22 protein-coding genes and 1 pseudogene are annotated in these 18,281 nt (G+C 40.1%); all 23 read left to right on the forward strand.

Translation table 11 applies throughout. From position 1 onward, the window contains the following. Nucleotides 1-189 precede the first annotated feature (189 nt). Nucleotides 190-717: a YqeG family HAD IIIA-type phosphatase gene (locus tag SCSH_RS09905; protein ID WP_057491744.1), complete on the forward strand. Its 528-nt coding sequence runs from the start codon at nt 190-192 to the stop codon at nt 715-717. Then, nucleotides 718-1,824 carry a ribosome biogenesis GTPase YqeH gene (yqeH, locus tag SCSH_RS09910; RefSeq protein ID WP_057491745.1) on the forward strand — a complete coding sequence of 369 codons (1,107 nt, stop codon included), beginning with the start codon at nt 718-720 and terminating at the stop codon, nt 1,822-1,824. It abuts the gene before it with no gap. Between the two features lie 17 nt (nt 1,825-1,841). Next, entirely contained in the window at nt 1,842-2,153 is a 312-nt protein-coding gene (yhbY, locus tag SCSH_RS09915) for a ribosome assembly RNA-binding protein YhbY (RefSeq protein ID WP_057491746.1), read from the forward strand. Between the two features lie 27 nt (nt 2,154-2,180). Beyond that, entirely contained in the window at nt 2,181-2,813 is a 633-nt protein-coding gene (locus SCSH_RS09920; RefSeq protein WP_057491747.1) for a nicotinate-nucleotide adenylyltransferase, read from the forward strand. After that, nucleotides 2,810-3,403, forward strand: a complete 594-nt coding sequence (gene yqeK, locus SCSH_RS09925; protein WP_057491748.1) for a bis(5'-nucleosyl)-tetraphosphatase (symmetrical) YqeK — start codon at nt 2,810-2,812, stop codon at nt 3,401-3,403. Before SCSH_RS09920 ends, yqeK begins: the two co-directional genes overlap by 4 nt. Beyond that, nucleotides 3,404-3,769, forward strand: a complete 366-nt coding sequence (gene rsfS, locus SCSH_RS09930) for a ribosome silencing factor (protein ID WP_057491749.1) — start codon at nt 3,404-3,406, stop codon at nt 3,767-3,769. It begins immediately after the preceding gene. An 80-nt stretch (nt 3,770-3,849) separates the two neighbouring features. Continuing rightward, a complete protein-coding gene (locus SCSH_RS09935; protein ID WP_057491764.1) occupies nt 3,850-4,587 on the forward strand; it encodes a class I SAM-dependent DNA methyltransferase in 738 nt (245 codons plus the stop codon). Nucleotides 4,588-4,673: 86 nt separating this feature from the next. Beyond that, the gene (locus SCSH_RS09940; RefSeq protein WP_057491750.1) at nt 4,674-5,357 is read left to right on the forward strand and encodes a hypothetical protein; all 684 of its coding nucleotides are present in this window, start codon (nt 4,674-4,676) and stop codon (nt 5,355-5,357) included. Nucleotides 5,358-5,781: 424 nt separating this feature from the next. After that, nucleotides 5,782-6,179, forward strand: a pseudogene (locus SCSH_RS10995) (Fic family protein); the annotation flags it as partial. Nucleotides 6,180-6,448: 269 nt separating this feature from the next. Beyond that, on the forward strand, nt 6,449-7,165 hold the full coding sequence (locus tag SCSH_RS09945) for a DUF5986 family protein (protein WP_057491751.1): 717 nt from the start codon (nt 6,449-6,451) through the stop codon (nt 7,163-7,165). A gap of 3 nt (nt 7,166-7,168) precedes the next feature. Next, the gene (locus SCSH_RS09950) at nt 7,169-8,308 is read left to right on the forward strand and encodes a helix-turn-helix domain-containing protein (protein WP_057491752.1); all 1,140 of its coding nucleotides are present in this window, start codon (nt 7,169-7,171) and stop codon (nt 8,306-8,308) included. 28 nt (nt 8,309-8,336) lie between these two features. Beyond that, nucleotides 8,337-9,320 (forward strand): Fic family protein, encoded by a 984-nt coding sequence (locus tag SCSH_RS09955; protein ID WP_057491753.1) that lies wholly within the window; start codon nt 8,337-8,339, stop codon nt 9,318-9,320. Continuing rightward, complete coding sequence (locus SCSH_RS09960; RefSeq protein ID WP_057491754.1) at nt 9,317-10,417, forward strand: nucleotidyltransferase; 1,101 nt, start codon at nt 9,317-9,319, stop codon at nt 10,415-10,417. Before SCSH_RS09955 ends, SCSH_RS09960 begins: the two co-directional genes overlap by 4 nt. A gap of 103 nt (nt 10,418-10,520) precedes the next feature. Then, complete coding sequence (locus SCSH_RS11305; protein ID WP_202966375.1) at nt 10,521-10,631, forward strand: ATPase; 111 nt, start codon at nt 10,521-10,523, stop codon at nt 10,629-10,631. Between the two features lie 474 nt (nt 10,632-11,105). After that, nucleotides 11,106-11,279 carry a hypothetical protein gene (locus SCSH_RS11280; protein WP_193743704.1) on the forward strand — a complete coding sequence of 58 codons (174 nt, stop codon included), beginning with the start codon at nt 11,106-11,108 and terminating at the stop codon, nt 11,277-11,279. Nucleotides 11,280-11,288: 9 nt separating this feature from the next. Further along, nucleotides 11,289-11,723, forward strand: coding sequence for a hypothetical protein (locus tag SCSH_RS09965; RefSeq protein ID WP_057491755.1), 435 nt, complete (start codon nt 11,289-11,291; stop codon nt 11,721-11,723). Between the two features lie 107 nt (nt 11,724-11,830). Continuing rightward, entirely contained in the window at nt 11,831-12,619 is a 789-nt protein-coding gene (locus SCSH_RS09970; RefSeq protein WP_057491756.1) for a threonine/serine exporter family protein, read from the forward strand. Continuing rightward, the gene (locus SCSH_RS09975) at nt 12,610-13,041 is read left to right on the forward strand and encodes a threonine/serine exporter family protein (RefSeq protein WP_057491757.1); all 432 of its coding nucleotides are present in this window, start codon (nt 12,610-12,612) and stop codon (nt 13,039-13,041) included. The genes SCSH_RS09970 and SCSH_RS09975 overlap by 10 nt, the downstream gene beginning before the upstream one ends. 67 nt (nt 13,042-13,108) lie before the next feature. After that, nucleotides 13,109-14,323 (forward strand): amidohydrolase, encoded by a 1,215-nt coding sequence (locus SCSH_RS09980; RefSeq protein ID WP_057491758.1) that lies wholly within the window; start codon nt 13,109-13,111, stop codon nt 14,321-14,323. A gap of 258 nt (nt 14,324-14,581) precedes the next feature. After that, entirely contained in the window at nt 14,582-15,955 is a 1,374-nt protein-coding gene (locus SCSH_RS09985; RefSeq protein WP_057491759.1) for an MFS transporter, read from the forward strand. Nucleotides 15,956-16,104: 149 nt separating this feature from the next. Further along, nucleotides 16,105-16,821, forward strand: coding sequence for a MerR family transcriptional regulator (locus tag SCSH_RS09990; protein ID WP_057491760.1), 717 nt, complete (start codon nt 16,105-16,107; stop codon nt 16,819-16,821). Nucleotides 16,822-16,966: 145 nt separating this feature from the next. After that, nucleotides 16,967-17,377 (forward strand): peptide deformylase, encoded by a 411-nt coding sequence (locus SCSH_RS09995; protein ID WP_057491761.1) that lies wholly within the window; start codon nt 16,967-16,969, stop codon nt 17,375-17,377. A gap of 68 nt (nt 17,378-17,445) precedes the next feature. Further along, entirely contained in the window at nt 17,446-18,162 is a 717-nt protein-coding gene (locus SCSH_RS10000) for a YebC/PmpR family DNA-binding transcriptional regulator (protein WP_057491762.1), read from the forward strand. The last annotated feature ends 119 nt before the right edge of the window (nt 18,163-18,281 follow it).

Raw genomic sequence — 18,281 nt, forward strand, 5'->3', positions numbered from 1 at the left:
GCGGTATAATTGTGGTATAAAGAATGGACTAGGATGCTGTCTGTCTAAAACTATTAAAAAATGCATGTCATTCACCGTAGATTTCATGCATTTTCTTCATGTTTTCAGACTGCCGCAGGTCTTTTTCATCCTCGCCTTATTCTTCATTTTATGTTAAAATAAAGGGTACTATTTTATTTGGAGAAGTCTGTGAGTATTGAAAATTATCGACCCGATTTTGTGGTGGAAGCTGTTTATGATTTAACCCCTGATAGCCTGCGAAAACACGGGATTAAGGCCGTTCTTGTGGATTTGGACAATACCCTGATTGCCTGGAATCATCCTGATGGGACGCCGGAGTTGCGCGACTGGCTGGATAGCATGACTGAAGCGGATATGCCGGTAGTTGTGGTCTCCAATAATAGCCATGCACGTGTCAGACGTGCGGTGGAGAGGTTTCATGTTGACTTTGTCAGTCGAGCCATGAAACCTTTTGCGCATGGTATTAACGCGGCAGTCAGCCGCTATGGCTTTTCAAAAGATGAAGTGGTCATGGTGGGGGATCAGCTGATGACAGATATTCGTGCGGCTCATCGTGCCGGTATTAAAAGTATTCTAGTGAAACCTTTGGTGGAATCAGATGCTTGGAATACCAAATTTAATCGTGCGCGTGAACGCCGTGTTTGGAAAAAAATTGAAGACAAATATGGTGCATTTGTCTATAAAAAGGAAATTTAAGTGGAAGCATTATTTTGTATCGGCTGCGGAGCCCAAATTCAAACAGAAGAAAAAAGTCGTGCTGGCTATACGCCGCAATCAGCCTTGGAAAAGGGACTGAAAACGGGGGAAGTCTATTGTCAGCGCTGTTTTAGGCTGCGCCATTATAATGAAATCACCGATGTTCATATTTCGGATGATGAGTTTTTGAAGCTCTTGCACGAAGTGGGTGACAGCAGCGCTCTGGTTGTCAATGTCGTTGATATTTTTGATTTTAATGGTTCTGTCATTCCCGGCCTGCCGCGCTTTGTCTCTGGCAATGATATTCTTTTGGTCGGCAATAAAGCTGACATTTTGCCGAAATCTGTCAAGGTCAGCAAGGTGAAACAATGGCTTAGGGAGAGGGCTCATGAAGAAGGATTTCGCCCGCTTGATGTTCTTTTAACCAGTGCTCAAAATCACTATGCCATTAAAGATTTGATTGCAGCTATTGAAAAACTGCGCAAGGGCCGTGATGTTTATGTGGTTGGAGTTACCAATGTCGGCAAGTCAACGCTGATTAACGCCATCATTAAGGAAATTACTGGTGACAAGGATGTGATTACTACCTCACGTTTTCCGGGAACGACGCTGGATAAGATCGAAATTCCGCTGGATGATGGCAGCTATATTTTTGATACTCCTGGCATTATTCACCGCCATCAGATGGCGCATTATTTGTCAGCTAAGGCTCTCAAGTATATCAGCCCTAAAAAGGAAATCAAGCCTAAGACCTATCAGCTTAATCCTGAACAAACCCTCTTTTTAGGCGGTCTGGGACGGTTTGATTTTCTTCAGGGAAATAAGCAGGGGTTTACCGCTTATTTTGACAATAATCTTAAACTCCACCGGACGAAACTAGCTGGAGCAGATGCTTTTTATGAAAAGCATGCCGGAGAACTTTTGACGCCGCCGGACAAGAAAGAATTGGCAGATTTTCCGCAGCTGCTGAGACACGAATTTGCTGTAGATGGAAAAACGGATATTGTCTTTTCCGGCTTAGGCTGGATTCGACTGGCAGGACAGGCAAAGATTGCTGCTTGGGCACCGCAGGGAGTTGCTGTGGTGACCAGAAAGGCATTAATATAAAATGAAAAAGGAAGCTTATGGCATTAACAAGTAAACAAAGAGCCTTTTTAAAGAGTCAGGCGCACTCACTAAAACCGATTATCCAAATCGGCAAGAATGGCTTAAACGATCAGATTAAAACGAGTATCCGAAGCGCTCTGGATGCGCGTGAATTGATTAAAGTAACACTGTTGCAGAATACGGATGAGAATATCCATGAGGTTGCAGAGATTTTGGAAGAGGAGATTGGCCTGGAGACAGTACTGAAAATTGGCCGTATTTTGATCCTGTATAAGGAATCAAGCCGCAAGGACAATCGGAAGATTTCAGCTAAAGTTAAAACAATCTAAAGAGTTAATTTTGATAGTGGAGGCAAGATGGCTTTAGAACTGTTGACACCTTTTACCAAGGTGGAATTGGAAGAAGAAAAAAAAGATAGTAACCGAAGACAAATTGGTATTTTGGGAGGAAATTTCAACCCTGTCCATAATGCTCATTTGGTTGTTGCTGATCAGGTAAGGCAGCAGTTAGGACTTGACCAGGTGCTGCTGATGCCTGAATTTATACCGCCTCATGTTGATAAGAAAGAAACGATTGATGAAAAGCACCGTCTAAAGATGCTGCAGCTAGCGATTGAAGGCATTGAAGGTCTGGATATTGAGACTATAGAGCTTGAACGAAAAGGCATCAGCTATACCTACGACACTATGAAATTGCTGACAGAAAAAAATCCCGATGTAGATTATTATTTCATCATCGGAGCTGATATGGTGGATTATCTGCCCAAATGGCATAAGATTAATGAATTAATGCAGCTGGTGCAGTTTGTCGGTGTCCAGCGGCCTAAGTATAAGGCTGGAACATCTTATCCGGTGATATGGGTGGACGTGCCCTTGATGGATATTTCATCCAGTATGCTCAGAGAATTTATCCGGAAAAATCGGAAGCCTAATTTTCTGCTGCCTAAATCAGTTTTGGATTATATTGAGAAAGAAGGGCTTTATCAATGACCTATGAAACCTATGTTAGCATGACCCGTGAGAACCTGCTGGAAAAGCTCAAATCTCAGGTCTCTAAAAAACGCCTGCAGCATATGCTGGGGGTGGAAAAAGCAAGTATCTACTTGGCTGAGATTAATGGCTATGATCCCGAAAAAGCAGGGCTTGCAGGGCTTTTGCATGACTATGCCAAAGAGCTCTCCAATGAAGAGTTTTTGGCTTTGATTGATAAATACCATTTGAATCCCGAGCTTAAAAATTGGGGCAATGAAGTCTGGCACGGCCTCGTGGGTATTTACAAAATTCAAGAAGATTTAGGTTTAAAGGATAAAGAGATTCTGCGGGCAATTGAAATTCATACGGTTGGCAGTTCTGAGATGACCATGCTGGATAAAATCGTCTATGTTGCAGACTATATTGAATGCAATCGCGATTTTCCGGGAGTCAATAAAGCGCGTGAGATAGCGGAGCAATCGCTGGATGAGGCAGTGGCCTTTGAAACCGTTCATACGGTTGAGCATCTGGCGCACAGGGCAGTGCCGATTTACCCGCAGACAATTGAAACCTACAATGCTTATGTGGGTTATTTAAGAGAGGACTAAATGAAGGAAAAAGACTTACTGAAATTAATTGTTAAAGCTGCTGATGAAAAGCGGGCTGAAGATATTGTTGTGCTTGATCTAGCTGGTTTAAGCAGTTTGACAGATTATTTCGCCATCATGAGTGCTATGAACAGCCGTCAGTTGGAAGCTATTTCGGATAATATCCGTGAAAAGGTTAAGGAAGCTGGAGGCAATGCCAGCCATATTGAAGGTGATTCTAAGGGTGGCTGGGTGCTGCTTGACCTCAATGATGTCGTTGTGCATATCTTTTCAGAAGAGGAACGGTATCACTACAATCTCGAAAAACTCTGGCATGAAGCACCGATATTGGATATTAATGACTTTTTGCCGCAAAATGACGAATAAAAAACAGCAGTCTTTTGGCTGCTGTTTTGATAAAAGAGAAAGGACAAAAGGCAAGCAAAGCGAGCCTTACCCGAAAAAAGATGAAAAACTACCAAAAATTCGCTGCCGTCTATGACAGCATCATGGACGACTCGCTCTATAATCTCTGGACGGACTTTTCGCTCCGCCATTTTCCCAAAAAGAAAAAGGCCAAACTCTTGGAGCTAGCCTGCGGAACAGGGATTCAGTCTATTTTCTTCAAAAAGGCAGGTTTTGATGTGACGGGGCTAGACCTGAGTGCGGATATGCTGGACTTGGCAAGCAAACGAGCTGAGGCAGAGCACTTAGATATTCCTTTTGTGCAGGGCGATATGCTGGATTTATCCCATGTGGGTCAGTTTGATTTGGTGACTTGTTATTCGGATTCTCTTTGTTATATGGAAGATGAAGCAGCTGTAGGCGATGTTTTCGAGCAGGTTCACGCTCATCTCAATGATGGTGGTACTTTTATTTTTGATGTGCACTCTACTTATCAGACAGATGAGGTTTTTCCGGGCTATTCCTACCATGAAAATGCGGAAGATTTCGCTATGGTCTGGGACACCTATGCCGATCAAGCGCCCCATTCTGTTGTCCATGAATTGACCTTTTTCATTCAGGACGAAGATGGCCGCTTCACGCGCTATGACGAGGTTCACGAAGAGCGTACCTATGAGTTGCTGACCTACGATATCTTGCTGGAGCAGACAGGCTTCAAAAAAGTGATAGTCTATGCGGACTTTGAAGACAAGGAACCAACAGCAACAAGTAAGCGCTGGTTTTTTGTGTGTGAGAAGTAAGACCCCCTAAATACGACTTTAGACCCACTCAAGAGAGTGGGCTTTTTTGCTATAATATAGATAATTTTCGTTTTTTGAGGTTAAATATGGCAAATATACTGATTATTGTGGGACTTGGCTTTGCTGGTATTGACCCTGTAGGTATGTTACTGTTGCTTGGCGGCTTAGCTAAAGGATTTGATAAGAAGAAAGCCCTCATTTTTACGCTAGGTGTTTTTCTGGGAACCAGTCTTCTGGGAACGGTTTTATCTGCTATTTTTGGCAATAGATTGAGCTATGTCATAGAGAATCTATTATCCAGTCTCTTTAAGCTGCCTGATAGTCTATGGGTTGTCATTTACATTTTTACCATTTTCTTCCTTGTCATTTTAGGATTAAAGAGACTACGAGCTATCGAAAAGACTGCGCAAGATAAAGCAGCAAAGGGAGGTGAAAAAGGGCTTTGGGGGATGATTGACATTATGATTGTGACAGCTCTCATTGATCCCACCTTCATTGCTGTTTTAGCCCTTTCAGGACGACAGCATTTAATATTAGCTTTTATGAGCAATCTTATCTGGGTTGTTTTAAGCCAGCTGCCTCTTTTTTTACTGACGCTCACCATTTTGACTAACAAGCATCTAGCATTTACAAAATGGTTTAATAAGCTTGTAGCAAAACATCGACAGCCTGTTAGAAATATGGTAACGGGCCTGGTTTTTCTAGCGACTTTTGTTTTGTGTTCAGATTTGATCACTTATTTGATAACGGGGACTTGGCTCATTAACTAAAGAAACAGTATAAGCCACAAAAGCTGGTTATTTGATAGCCTTAGCTTGAAGAAAAAGTCCTTTTTCTTTGATACTTCCTTAGGTAATGTCGGATGGCAGCGACTTCCTAGAATTCCAGACCTAAACTTTGAGCCACGATCTCAAAGTTTCCGAGTGTCAGAATTGGCTAAAATTCACCATTTCTGACACTTTCATCACGGCGGAAGTATCCTTTAAACTCGTTTGCGTTCGTGAAATTTATATGGTAGTCTGCAGACTTCTTTGCTGATCAAGCTAGGCAAATGGAGATTTGTCTACAGTCTGTGGCTATTTGATAGCCTTTTATTGTTCCGTAAACCGTAAAACGTTGTTCCGCTAAAACATCTATTGTTCCGGACTATGGTATAATAAAGTAATAGAAAAGGATGGAAGTGAGGGCTGTTGAAAGGTTCCCGTTCGTATCGTGGGAGCCACTAACGAGCCTGCTCAACTCTATATAATTCGCCTCTTGATGAAACAACTATTAAAAGATTATACCATTAGTCAAGAAAATATAGTGACCAAGATGGCTTGTTTCCATATCCAATTTAAAAGTATTCATTCGTTCATTGACGGGAATGGTCGAACAGGAAGGCTACTAGTTAACTTATAGCTGATGAAGGCAGGTTGCCACCCTATTGATATCAATTTACAGATAGACTGGCTTATTACCAAGCATTCGATGATTTTTATACAAAAGGCAACCTATCGGCAATGGAAAATCTATTTTCACGTTATTTGAATGAGAGATTGGATACTTATTTGGCAATATTATACTATACATATACAGAAAATGAGATATAGCAAAATAGTTACGTCTTATAAAACAACTGGAAAGCCCTAAAACAAGGTTTTTTTGTGATATAATGATACTGTATTATAAATTTATTCAAAAATAATTGGTAATAACAAAAAATTAAGAAAACCTTAGCTAAATGATTGGCTGTTGCCGATGTTGATGAATGAGTAGATAAAGATATAAGTCAATCACTTTTTGGTTGACTTTTTTCGTTTATTTTCTTGTTTTGGTCAACTGATTATGATATAATGTTGTAAAGAAATGAGGTGAACTAATGACTAACTCGATGAGTTATAATTCTAATTTTATTGCAAAAATTCTTGTACCAATGGCTTTTACTAAAAAGGATTTAGAAGATGACTTTAGACAAGCGATATCAAAAACAAGTAAAAATGGACTTCCGCAAGCGGTTTGGGCAAGGAGATCCGACATGTTATCAGAAACTTTTGAAAAAGATGATAGTTTTCATGTGTTAGGTATCCAACGAGGTGGTCTGTGGCAGTTTGATCCTGTTTTAGAAGAAGAAACAGGAATTCTATATCTTTTCTTTACAAAAGCTAATTTCCGGAACATACAAAATAAGTATTTTAAAGAAGGGCAATCCACACATTATGCTTTGAGTTTGTTATTGAAAAATGAGAATTTGTTGCCTCAGGATGATGGAATTCAATTGCATCTATTTGGGGATGATGATTATGATGAACTTGAAAGAAAGCAACGAGATATGCAAAAAATGTTAGGTCGAGATGCTGACAATGTTTCGAAAGTTAGATTCGTTATAGTGGATTATGGTTTTTATGGTGAAGCTATTAGTGCCAAATTAGAGGAATATACCTCACAATTATTGATATCTGCGACAGTTGATATTACTCACCTATTACCAATGTCTGCTGGACTGGATGTAACTGAAACGGAAAATGTAGAAAGTGTGAGGGAACAGGAACCACAGCTGGTAACTTTAAAAGAACAAACAAAAGCAAAGGATGAATAGCAAATGTCAAACCTATTTAATGGTGAGAGATTGCGTGAAGCTAGGTATTTTAGACAACTGTCAATTACGCAACTTGCGGAGAAACTTGAGATTTCAAAGCAAATGATTTCAAAATATGAGAAAAATCTTTCAAAGCCAAGTGCTGAAATGATACAAAAAATTGTTTTTGAGCTTGGTTTTCCTTTGTCATATTATCAAATGGAAGATAAGTTTACTTCAAAAGATTTAGGCACTTTTTATCGAAGTCGCCTCTCATCTTCTCAAGCTGAAAAAAAGCCCAGTGATCTATTAAAAAAATCTTTAGCAACTGTTTCTCATTTCTTTGAGCAGTATGTAGATTTTCCACAATTAGATGAATTTAGTATTGATGATGAGGATAGTCCTGAGAAAGTTGCCTACAAATTGAGAAAGCTATGGGAATTGGGGAATGAACCAGTTTCAAATCTATTAAGATTACTAGAGATAAAAGGATTTCATCTAGCAGTTATAAATTCTCGATCTGAAAAAATTGATGCATTTGGAAGTTTTATAAAAATTAATGATAAGCCTTATTATTGTATTTTAATAGATCAAGATAATAATAATTTTTTTAGACAACAGTTTAGTTTAGCACATGAACTTGGACATTGGGCTATGCATGCCAAAACACTCAATCCTCAAGAATTATCTCCGATGGAATATAGAGAAATGGAAAAAGAAGCAAATCAATTCGCATCAGCTTTTTTATTACCAAGAAAAAGTTTCTCTAAAGATATCTTAGAAAAAGAGGAAGATATTTACAATTATTTATCATTAAAATCGAAATGGAATGTGTCTATTTCCAGTATGATTTATCGTGCAAAAGATTTGCACTTACTTGATGCTGAACAATACGTACGGTTGCAAAAAAAGTTAAGCGCTAAAGGTTGGAGAAAAGAGGAGCCTGAAGATGCTAGTAAACCTGTTTCACAACCAATATTATCCAAACAAGCTTATGAAGTGTTAAGAGATGCGGGTCTTTTTGATAGGAAATCGCTAACCAATTTCTTAGAAGAACAATATGGGCTGGCATTGCCTTTAGAAATATTGTCTGAGTTGATGAGTATTCCGAGAGAACAATTAATAACAAATCAAATGAATAAAATCGTTCAACTAAAAAAATAATATATAATTTATTTTCGAAAGGATCCTCATGCAACCTATTTACACTGTAACAGACAAAATGCTCAATCGTGTGGTGGAGATTTCGGAACTGACAGCGCTTTTGGTGCTGGAAAAACGTGATCTGCATCTGCGTAAAGAAAATCGCATCCGTTCAATTCAGTCCTCTTTGGCCATTGAAAATAACAGTCTGACCCTTGAGCAGGTGACAGACATCATTGATGGAAAGCGTGTCTTGGGTGCGCCTAAGGAGATTCATGAGGTGCAAAATGCCTATGAAGCCTATGAGCGTGTTTTCCAGCTAAATCCTTATCGGGTGGATGATTTGCTATTGGCTCATCAACTCTTGACCAAGGATTTGGTCAAACGTGCTGGTCAATTCCGATTAGGAGATGTTGGTGTTTATGATAGCCAAGGGACGGTGGTTCATGTTGGCGCTAGGCCGCAGTTTGTTCCTAAGCTAGTTCAGGACTTATTTGACTGGGCGGAGACCAGCGATTTGCCAGCCTTGATAAAATCTTGTCTTGTCCACTTTGAATTAGAGATGATTCATCCCTTTGAGGATGGTAATGGTCGTATAGGGCGGCTCTGGCAGAGTTTGATTCTCTATCAATGGCAGGATATTTTTGAGTGGGTTCCTATCGAGACGGTCATCTATAAGCATCAGCAAGCCTACTATGATAGCTTGTCGCTCAGCAATCATCAAAACGATGCGACTGTCTTTATCGAGTTTATGCTAGATGCTATTTTAGAGACCTTGCAAGAGTATTCGCTCAAAGAAAAGAGCGATAAAGTGGGCGATAAAATGAGCGATAAAGAGCTACTTTATTTTAAATTACTAGAAAAGCATTTGAAAAAGCATGGTGTGATAGGCAGTCGTGATTTTCAAAACATATCAAACCTCAGTCCTTCTGCCGCAAGACGCTATCTGACAAGATTTACAGACTTGGGTTTGCTTGTCAAGACAGGACAAAATCGCAATAGACAATATCAATTAAGGCAGGACCTCTCATGACCACAACAGGCATCATCGCCGAATTCAATCCCTTTCATAATGGACACAAGTATCTTTTGACTCAAACTGATGGTCTTAAAATCGTTGCTATGTCTGGCAATTTCGTCCAGCGCGGTGAACCTGCTATCATTGATAAGTGGACGCGGGCGCAGATGGCGCTGGCAAACGGTGCTGACCTTGTGGTTGAGCTCCCTTTTTTGGTGGCTATTCAGTCAGCTGATTATTTTGCCTGCGGAGCAGTGGCCATTTTAAGTCGGCTGGGCATTGACACTCTTGCTTTTGGAAGCGAGGAAAGCCTTGATTATCAGCGCTTGTCTGATGTTTATGGGGAAAAAGCAGAGCAGATGGAGGCCTTTGTCCAAACGCTGCCAGATGATCTGTCCTATCCACAGAAAACACAGAAAATGTGGGAAACCTTTTTGGGGATTGAATTTTCAGGAGAAACGCCTAACCACATTCTTGGTCTTGCTTACGCTAAAGCTTGCGCAGGGAAGAATATCCGACTGCAGCCTATCCGGCGTATTGGGGCAGGCTATCATTCTGATGAGAAGATCGAAATTGCTTCGGCAACGGCTATTCGCAGACACATCACCGATAAGTCATTTGTGGAAAAGTCTGCACCCAGCAGCAGCTTAATTTTAAGTTCTCCGCAGGTATCTTGGGAGAATTATTTCCAGCTGTTGAAATATCAAATTTTGACCCATCCAGATTTAACTCAAATTTTTCAAGTCAATGAGGAATTGGCCAGCCGTATCAGCTCAGCCATTCGGAGCGCAGCGACGACAGAAGAACTGGTGGAAAAAGTCGCTACCAAGCGCTACACCAAGGCGCGTGTGCGCCGCATCCTGACCTATATTCTGGTCAATGCCAGAGAAGCTGACTTACCCAAAGCTGTCCATGTCCTCGGCTTCACCGAAACAGGGCGCAAACATCTTAAAACGCTAAAGAAATCTGTGGATATCATCTCTCGCATCGGCGCTGAACCTTGGGATCTCATGACCCAGCAAGCCGACCAGGTCTATCAGCTGGGCAACCTCAAAATCACAGAACAAACCTGGGGGCGGGTGCCGATAACAATCAAAAATGAAGTCCAGTAAAAATGCTGCGCTTCATTTTTTTGTATTCTAATATAAAAAAATAAAATTTTTGCAGCAGAATACAAAAACTTTTGTTTTAATACTTTAAAAAAAGGTGAAAGCTATGATTGAAAGAACTGATTATTTAAATAAATTGAAAGAATTCAAAGATAAAAAGTTTATTAAGGTGGTGACAGGAGTCCGCCGTTCTGGGAAGTCAACGCTTTTTCAGTAATTTAGGGAATATTTGCAAAAAATGATGTAGGACAGAAATAAATCATCAATCTAAATTTTGAAGATTTGGCTATTGAAAAGTATAAAGAAACTGCAAAGTAGGGTATTAAAAATATGCTAATGCAAGTTATTCTGATAATATATTACAATCTTTTGTAGATGAACCTCAGTCATTATAACAAAATATTCGTTATTTAAATAATAGCAATAGTGAGATTAAATTAAACGATTTAAGCAGATTTAGAGGTATTCTGTCGGAGTGGTTGCTTTGTATGGAGTACAATAGGATGAAAAACAAAGGAAGTGTTGAATTTACTTTTGTGAACCCTGATTCAACTTCTAAGGCAGATTTACTCCATATTATAATATTAATGGAAATTATAAGGTTATAGCAGGACCAGACGTTAAAAGTGGTCAAGCAAGATATTTACTTGATCAATGGGAGAAGAACTTAAAAAGTAAGTATGAAATCCCTATGGTTGACATTGATGATATTCTAACAACTGATAAAAATCTGAAGAAGTTAAAGCCTAGACAACAAGAAAGATTAAAAGAGGAATTTCCAAACAAAATTCCAATTTCAACAGTAGTAATAAACCATTTCGTACAAAAATGGTTAGGTAACAGGGAGAAGTTAAACTTTATGTAAAAAGAATCTATGAGAAACATTCAGGTAAGTCTTGGGGATTTATTTCTGGACAAAAAGAAATCTCATTTAGACTTCCAATGTGGCTTGAAATTCATAATACAAAAAAATAAAAATGAAATTATCAGAGATTTAGAGGTTTCCCTATACCAAAATGGTAGGTTTCTGAGAAAGATGATTCAGGCTCAGTCTAGTATTAATGCAGAAGAAGTTTTTCAATATGGTGATAATGGAATATATTCATTTTTAATAGAGCCCCAGACAATAAAGAGATTTGACTTATTGTTTATTTTAGGTAGGAAAGACTTGAATGAAAATTTTGATACGATAAAAATTGGTTATTACAATGTGAAAGATGAACATGTGGAATATCTCCTGGATAAAGTGAACGGTGATTGGAATTTAGGTGAGAATCCAATTGATAATGATTGGAAATTATTGGTATGAGTTCTCCTATCAATTTTTTAATTAGTAGTTATAATCTAAAGCCTCCAATCTCAGTGAGCTTTTGTGATATAATGGATTTGCTACAGTTTTGAAAGTGAAAGGAAACCATGCCTATTAAGGATTATAAATATATAGCAGAGGTGGCGGCCTTAGCTGGTATTATTATGCTGGAATCCAATGCCGAGTGCTATCGTGTGGAAAATACAGTTTCGCATATCTTAGAAACCAGCCAGCTGCCGACTGCTGAGGCTTTTGCTAATACTACAGGACTTTTTATTACTCTGGATGGATCTGAGTTGCCTCAGCCCATTAGTTTGGTCAAGCGTATCAAGAAGCGTTCGACACATTTATCGAGGATTCATGCGGTTAATCAGATTTCCCGTGATTTGACGGCGGGCTGTATCAGTATGGAACAGGCTCATCAGAGGCTGCTGGGGCTGACTGTTGATAAAACGAACTATTCTTTGAAATGGCATCATTATTCGCTTTTGTTGCTGGTACTGTCTTTTACCATTTTATTGGGCGGGAACATGATGGAGGTAGTCTTATCATTTGTTGCGGCGCTCTTGCTTTTATTGACCAATTATCTGAAAGATTGGCTCAAACTAAATGATTTTATTTTTGGGATAGTGGCGACTTTGATTGTTGCTGCTGTCATTCCAATACTGATTCATATGTTAGGAGATTCGGACATTTCCTTTGATAAGATTATTATTGCTGTCTTGATGCCGCTTTTTCCGGGAACCGCCTTTACCAATGGTTTTAGAGATTCTTTCAAAGGTGACTATGGTGCTGGTCTGGCAAAGATTTTGGAGGCACTTATCATTGCGGTCAGCCTTGGTGTAGGTGTTGCTCTTGGTCTCTTCTTATCGAAAGGAATCATAGCATGGGTTTAATTTTTCAAATTTTCGGAGCTTATCTGGCAACTGTGACATCAGGGGTTATTTTGAAGATTCCCAAATACCTGCTTTATCAAACGGGTTTTATCGGTGCTTTGGGCTATGCCGTTTATCTGCTGTGCCTGCATTTACGCATGGAAAATGCAGTAGCGACTTTGTTAGGCGGGATTATCATTGCATTTTTCTCGCAAATTGCTGCCAGAATCTTAAAAGCTCCCGTGACTGTTTTTTATATTCCTAGTTTTTTCCCGCTTGTACCAGGAGCTGGGGTATATAAAATTGCTTATTACTATATTCAAGGAAATGCTGAATTGGCTGGTCAAAATGTCATCGAATCTATTCTTGTATCAGGAGCCATTGCCTTGTCTATTTTCCTAGTAGATTCCTGCTTGGAAATCACTCATCTTTTAAAATCCTAAGTGTGCTTTACTTGGAAAAATAATATACTAACAACTATCATCTTTTAAAAAGAAAAAGGAGACTGAGATGACACTTCAAACTGTTCTTGCTTCTTTAGAAGAAATTAAAGACTGGCAAGAAGAAACTTATAAACACTTGCATGCCAACCCAGAATTGTCTATGCAAGAGCATGAGACCTGTGCTTTTATTGAAAAGACTTTAGAATCTTATGGCTATGAGACTCAGGCTATCGGAGGCGGTATTGTTGGCGTTTTGAAAAATGGGAATGGACCAACTGTTCTGTTTCGTGCTGATATCGATGCCCTTCCTGTTAAAGAGGAAACAGGTCTTCCTTATGCCTCCACAGTTGAAGTAGTGGATGCAGATGGTCAGACAGTGCCTGTGATGCACGCCTGCGGCCATGATCTTCATATCACAGCTGGCCTTGGTGCTGCTTGGGCTTTGGCTCAGCATCAAGAGGGCTGGTCAGGAACCTATATCGCTCTTTTTCAGCCGGGGGAAGAGATTGCAGCAGGTGCCAAGGCTATGTTGGCTGATGGCTTGGTGGACAAGGTTCCGCAGCCTGATGTCGCTTTAGCTCAGCATGTGCTGACTTCACCTGTAGCCGGTAAGGTGGGAACCAAGGTAGGTGCTTTTTTATCTAGTGCAGCTTCTGTCAAGGTGGTCATTCATGGTAAGGGGGCTCATGGCTCCATGCCTAATTTGAGCATTGATCCTATTGTTATCGGATCGGCTATTGTGTCTAAACTGCAAACGATTGTGGCGCGTGAAGTGGATCCTTTTCAGTTTGCAGTGGTGACAGTTGGTTCTTTCCAAGCGGGTCTGAAAGCTAATATTATTCCCAGCGAAGCCACTTTGCTCTTAAATATCAGAGCCTATGATGAAAATGTTAAGCAGGATTTGCTGGCAGCTATTGAACGTATTGTTTTGGGAGAATGTCAGGCAGGCGGCTGTGTGGAAAAGCCGGATATTGAAGTATTTGACAGTTATCCATTGACGGATAATGATGCTCAAGTGACCGAAAAAGTAAGGACTGCTTTTGAAACTTACTTGGGAAAAGATCGGGTAATAACTTATCAGCCAATGACAGCTTCTGAAGATTTCTCATACCTTGCACAAGCTTTTGGTGTTCCTTATTTGTATTGGGGATTTGGTGGCTTTACTGAAGGACAGGCTGTTTATCCTAACCACAGTCCCTACTTTGCACCAGCTATTCAGCCAAGCTTAACAACAGGAACTCAGGCAGCCATAATCGCCCTTTGGGCTTATCTAGGAAATTAAGACTCTTTAAAAAATCAAAATCATAGGTTATGGAGTCCTTGGCATTTTTTGCCTATTAACTTTGGTTAGGTTATGACGCGTATTTGAGCAGCGATAACACAGAGAAAACAAGCTAGTAAGGTGGCTGGGCGGACTGTGATAGCAGCCGCCATTAGCTGTTAGTTAATGAGGGAGATTAACCCTATTAACTTTGTCATCTTACCTAGTCTATTTTTGATTTTTATCTAACTTTATTTTACAGGAGGAGACTTGACAGTCATGGATCGTCAAACAGAAAACTTTCAGGGGAATGGCAAATTGTTATTTGGGCTCGTGTTAGCCGTCTTATCTTTTTGGCTGTTTGCCCAATCTATCTTAAATTTAACGCCTACTATTTTAGCGTCCGTATCAATTAGTAAAAGTGCTCTTTCTATCGGGGTATCGATCACGTCGCTTTTTTCAGGCTTGTTCATCGTTTTAGCGGGTGGCTTGGCTGATAAGATTGGTCGTGTCAAATTTACTTATCTAGGTCTTGGGCTCAATATTATCGGTTCTTTATGCCTTGTTTTGGCAGCTAATGCGCCGCTTTTTATTATCGGACGCATTTGTCAAGGATTGGCAGCTGCTTGTATTATGCCTTCAACTCTGTCTCTTGTTAAAGCCTATTATGACGGTCCTAACCGTCAAAGAGCTGTCAGTTACTGGTCTATGGGAACTTGGGGTGGTACAGGACTTGCTTCCTTCTTTGGCGGAGCTGTTGCAGGTTCTTTAGGCTGGCGTTATGTATTCGTCTTTTCTATTCTTGCTTCCTTACTCAGTTTTGCCTTGATTTGGGGAACACCTGAGAGTAAGATTCAGACTAAGAGCCGTTTTGATTTTCTTGGCCTGATGATTTTTATCATCAGCATGCTAGCTTTAAATATTGGCCTTTCAAGCGCACAGGGTAAGGGTCTCCTTCATCCTCAGACCTTGGGACTGTTTGCTCTTATGATTATTGGCTTTATAGTCTTCTATTTTGTAGAAATTCGCAAGGAGACAAGTTTTATTGATTTTGCTCTCTTTCATAATAAATATTATCTGGGTGCAGCTCTATCTAACTTTTTGTTAAATAGCGTGGCTGGAACTTTGATTGTTATCAATACTTATATGCAGCAGGGACGCGGTTTGTCTTCCCGATTTGCAGGAACCATGTCGTTGGGTTATCTTGTCTGTGTCTTGATTACCATTCGTATCGGTGAGAAATTACTGCAGCGTTTTGGTGCCCGCAAGCCCATGATTTGGGGACCTAGCTGTACTTTGATAGGTATTGCCTTTATGGCACTTGTTGGTGTGCAGGGACCAGCCTATTTAGCCTTAGTTTTTATTGGCTATGCTATTTTTGGTATTGGTTTGGGAATTTATGCGACACCATCAACCGACACAGCTATTTCAACGATTGAAGAAGAAAAAGTGGGAACCGCATCAGGCATTTATAAAATGGCTAGTTCCCTTGGTAATTCTATCGGTGTAGCCATTTCGCTGGCAGTCTTTAATACTGTTGCTGCCGGAGGAAATTTCGATAAGGCTGCAGTATTTGGCCTCTTGACTAATATTTTCTTTGGCTGCCTGTCTATTTTGTCAATCATCTTTATTATTCCTAAAGCTAAAAAATAAGAGATGTAAAAAGGCGCTGGGTTATGACAATTATCCAGTGCCTTTTGGATGACGAAAAATAATCTTGTGACTGATAAATGATTTAATTTCTCCCTTGACTCTAACGTAGGGTCATAGATTATACTGCTAATTATGAGAGGAGTTTACCTATGAAAACAGTTAAGGAAATGAGTCAGCTTTCAGGTATCAGTGTGCGCACCCTTCATTATTATGATGAAATAAATTTGCTGACGCCTAGTTTTGTTGCTGATAACGGCTATCGCTATTATGACAATGAGGCTTTTGAAAAGCTGCAGGAAATCTTGCTGTTTCGGGAGCTGGAATTTCCTCTCAAAGATATTAAAAAGATTGTAGGGAATGCTGCTTATGACAGAGATGCTGCTTTAAGAGACCAGATCAAACTTTTGGAGCTGAAAAAGAAGCATTTGGAGAAGGTCATAAAGCATGCCAAATCCTTGCAGCAGAAGGGGGACAATTGCATGGATTTTCAAGCATTTGATAAGACAGATTTGACAGCCTTTCAGGCAGAAGCCAAAGAACGCTGGGGAAATACAGCAGCCTTTCAGGCATTTGACACTAGAGTCAATCAGCAAGATTTTGCTCAAATCAGTTCAGAAATGTCTGCTATTATGGCAGAATTCGGACGATTGAAGGACTTATCGGCTGATGATAGCAAGGTGCAGCAGCAGGTGGACGTCCTGAAAGCTTATATCAGTGATCATTTTTATCCTTGCAGCAATGATGTTTTAGCAAGTTTAGGGCAAATGTATGCTGCGGATAATCGATTTAGTCAGTTTATTGATCAGGCAGGCGGTCAAGGAACAGCTGCTTTTGCAGCTCAGGCGATTGCGGCTTACTGCCAGTAAATCTTGCTCTAGAGGCCAAAGTACTAGCTTTGGTCTATTATTCTGGGCTTCTCAGATTCTAATTTGTATGTTCATTTTTTCAGTTAAGAGTGTTTCCTTCTTATAAAATTTGTTATACTAGCTATAAAACTAGAAAAGGATTCTTATGATTAGACCTATCGTTAAAGATATCTTCTTTTTACAGCAAAAAGCGGAGCCGGCGACAAAATCTGACTTGTCTGTCGGTCAGGACTTGCAGGATACGCTATTAGCTAATAGGGATAATTGCCTTGGCATGGCTGCCAATATGATTGGTGTTAACAAACGGATTATTATTGTTTCTGTCGGCTTTAGCACTCTTGTCATGTATAACCCAGTCATCACAGCAAAAGCACAGCCCTATCAGACTGAAGAAAGCTGCCTGTCGCTGTCTGGCAGCAGACCTGCTAAGCGCTATTGCCATATCACTGTTGACTTTTTTGATAGCCGTTGGCAAAGGCAGAGTCTGTCTTTTAAAGAGCTGCCTGCTCAAATTATCCAGCATGAAATGGACCATTTGGAGGGAAGATTAATTTAAGCGAATTCTCAAATGACTTATCTTGTGCTATAATAATTAACGATTGAAAAATACAAAGGAGAATTTTAATGGGACGTAAATGGGCAAATATTGTTGCAAAGAAAACTGCTAAAGATGGTGCAAACTCAAAAATTTACGCTAAGTTTGGTGTTGAAATTTATGCAGCCGCTAAGCAGGGAGATCCTGATCCAGAGTCAAATTCAGCCTTGAAATTTGTTTTGGAACGTGCTAAGCAAGCGCAGGTGCCAAAGCATGTTATTGATAAAGCCATTGATAAGGCTAAGGGAAATACTGATGAAACCTTTGTTGAGGGCCGTTATGAAGGTTTTGGTCCAAATGGTTCAATGATTATTGTTGACACCCTTACCTCAAATGTCAATCGTACAGCAGCCAATGTTCGGGCTGCCTTCGGTAAAAACGGCGGTAATATGGGGGCTTCTGGTTCAGTAGCTTATATGTTTGACCGCAAGGGTGTTATCGTTTTTAAAGGTGATGATGCAGACACTGTTTTTGAACAGCTTTTAGAGGCAGATGTAGATGTGGATGATGTTGAGGCGGAAGATGGCAGCATCACTGCTTACACAGCGCCGACTGATTTGCATAAGGCGCTTGAAGCCTTGCGTGCTTCAGGCATTGAGGAATTTCAGGTTACAGAACTTGAGATGATTCCTCAGTCTGAAGTGACACTTGAAGGAGAAGATTTGGAAGTCTTTGAAGGCTTGATTGACGCTCTTGAGGATGATGATGATGTCCAAAAAGTTTATCACAATGTAGAAGGCTTATAAGAGTCTGCTTGGTGGGTATTTCAGGCTGTAGACAAACTCTATAGTTAGCATTTCACAAGCACACACATCTTAGGATAATATCAATTCACAATCTATAAGAAAAATAGGCGAATTGAACG

It is taken from the genome of Streptococcus orisasini (genome assembly GCF_001431045.1).
GTDB lineage: Bacteria > Bacillota > Bacilli > Lactobacillales > Streptococcaceae > Streptococcus > Streptococcus orisasini.

Excerpts from the sequence above, each read along its gene's own strand:
- yhbY (WP_057491746.1), top strand. The coding sequence starts at position 1,842 with ATGGCATTAACAAGTAAACAAAGAGCCTTTTTAAAGAGTCAGGCGCAC.
- SCSH_RS09920 (WP_057491747.1), top strand. The coding sequence starts at position 2,181 with ATGGCTTTAGAACTGTTGACACCTTTTACCAAGGTGGAATTGGAAGAA.
- yqeK (WP_057491748.1), top strand. The coding sequence starts at position 2,810 with ATGACCTATGAAACCTATGTTAGCATGACCCGTGAGAACCTGCTGGAA.
- rsfS (WP_057491749.1), top strand. The coding sequence starts at position 3,404 with ATGAAGGAAAAAGACTTACTGAAATTAATTGTTAAAGCTGCTGATGAA.
- SCSH_RS09935 (WP_057491764.1), top strand. The coding sequence starts at position 3,850 with ATGAAAAACTACCAAAAATTCGCTGCCGTCTATGACAGCATCATGGAC.
- SCSH_RS09940 (WP_057491750.1), top strand. The coding sequence starts at position 4,674 with ATGGCAAATATACTGATTATTGTGGGACTTGGCTTTGCTGGTATTGAC.
- SCSH_RS09945 (WP_057491751.1), top strand. The coding sequence starts at position 6,449 with ATGACTAACTCGATGAGTTATAATTCTAATTTTATTGCAAAAATTCTT.
- SCSH_RS09950 (WP_057491752.1), top strand. The coding sequence starts at position 7,169 with ATGTCAAACCTATTTAATGGTGAGAGATTGCGTGAAGCTAGGTATTTT.
- SCSH_RS09955 (WP_057491753.1), top strand. The coding sequence starts at position 8,337 with ATGCAACCTATTTACACTGTAACAGACAAAATGCTCAATCGTGTGGTG.
- SCSH_RS09960 (WP_057491754.1), top strand. The coding sequence starts at position 9,317 with ATGACCACAACAGGCATCATCGCCGAATTCAATCCCTTTCATAATGGA.
- SCSH_RS11305 (WP_202966375.1), top strand. The coding sequence starts at position 10,521 with ATGATTGAAAGAACTGATTATTTAAATAAATTGAAAGAATTCAAAGAT.
- SCSH_RS11280 (WP_193743704.1), top strand. The coding sequence starts at position 11,106 with ATGGTTGACATTGATGATATTCTAACAACTGATAAAAATCTGAAGAAG.
- SCSH_RS09965 (WP_057491755.1), top strand. The coding sequence starts at position 11,289 with ATGAGAAACATTCAGGTAAGTCTTGGGGATTTATTTCTGGACAAAAAG.
- SCSH_RS09970 (WP_057491756.1), top strand. The coding sequence starts at position 11,831 with ATGCCTATTAAGGATTATAAATATATAGCAGAGGTGGCGGCCTTAGCT.
- SCSH_RS09975 (WP_057491757.1), top strand. The coding sequence starts at position 12,610 with ATGGGTTTAATTTTTCAAATTTTCGGAGCTTATCTGGCAACTGTGACA.
- SCSH_RS09980 (WP_057491758.1), top strand. The coding sequence starts at position 13,109 with ATGACACTTCAAACTGTTCTTGCTTCTTTAGAAGAAATTAAAGACTGG.
- SCSH_RS09985 (WP_057491759.1), top strand. The coding sequence starts at position 14,582 with ATGGATCGTCAAACAGAAAACTTTCAGGGGAATGGCAAATTGTTATTT.
- SCSH_RS09990 (WP_057491760.1), top strand. The coding sequence starts at position 16,105 with ATGAAAACAGTTAAGGAAATGAGTCAGCTTTCAGGTATCAGTGTGCGC.
- SCSH_RS09995 (WP_057491761.1), top strand. The coding sequence starts at position 16,967 with ATGATTAGACCTATCGTTAAAGATATCTTCTTTTTACAGCAAAAAGCG.
- SCSH_RS10000 (WP_057491762.1), top strand. The coding sequence starts at position 17,446 with ATGGGACGTAAATGGGCAAATATTGTTGCAAAGAAAACTGCTAAAGAT.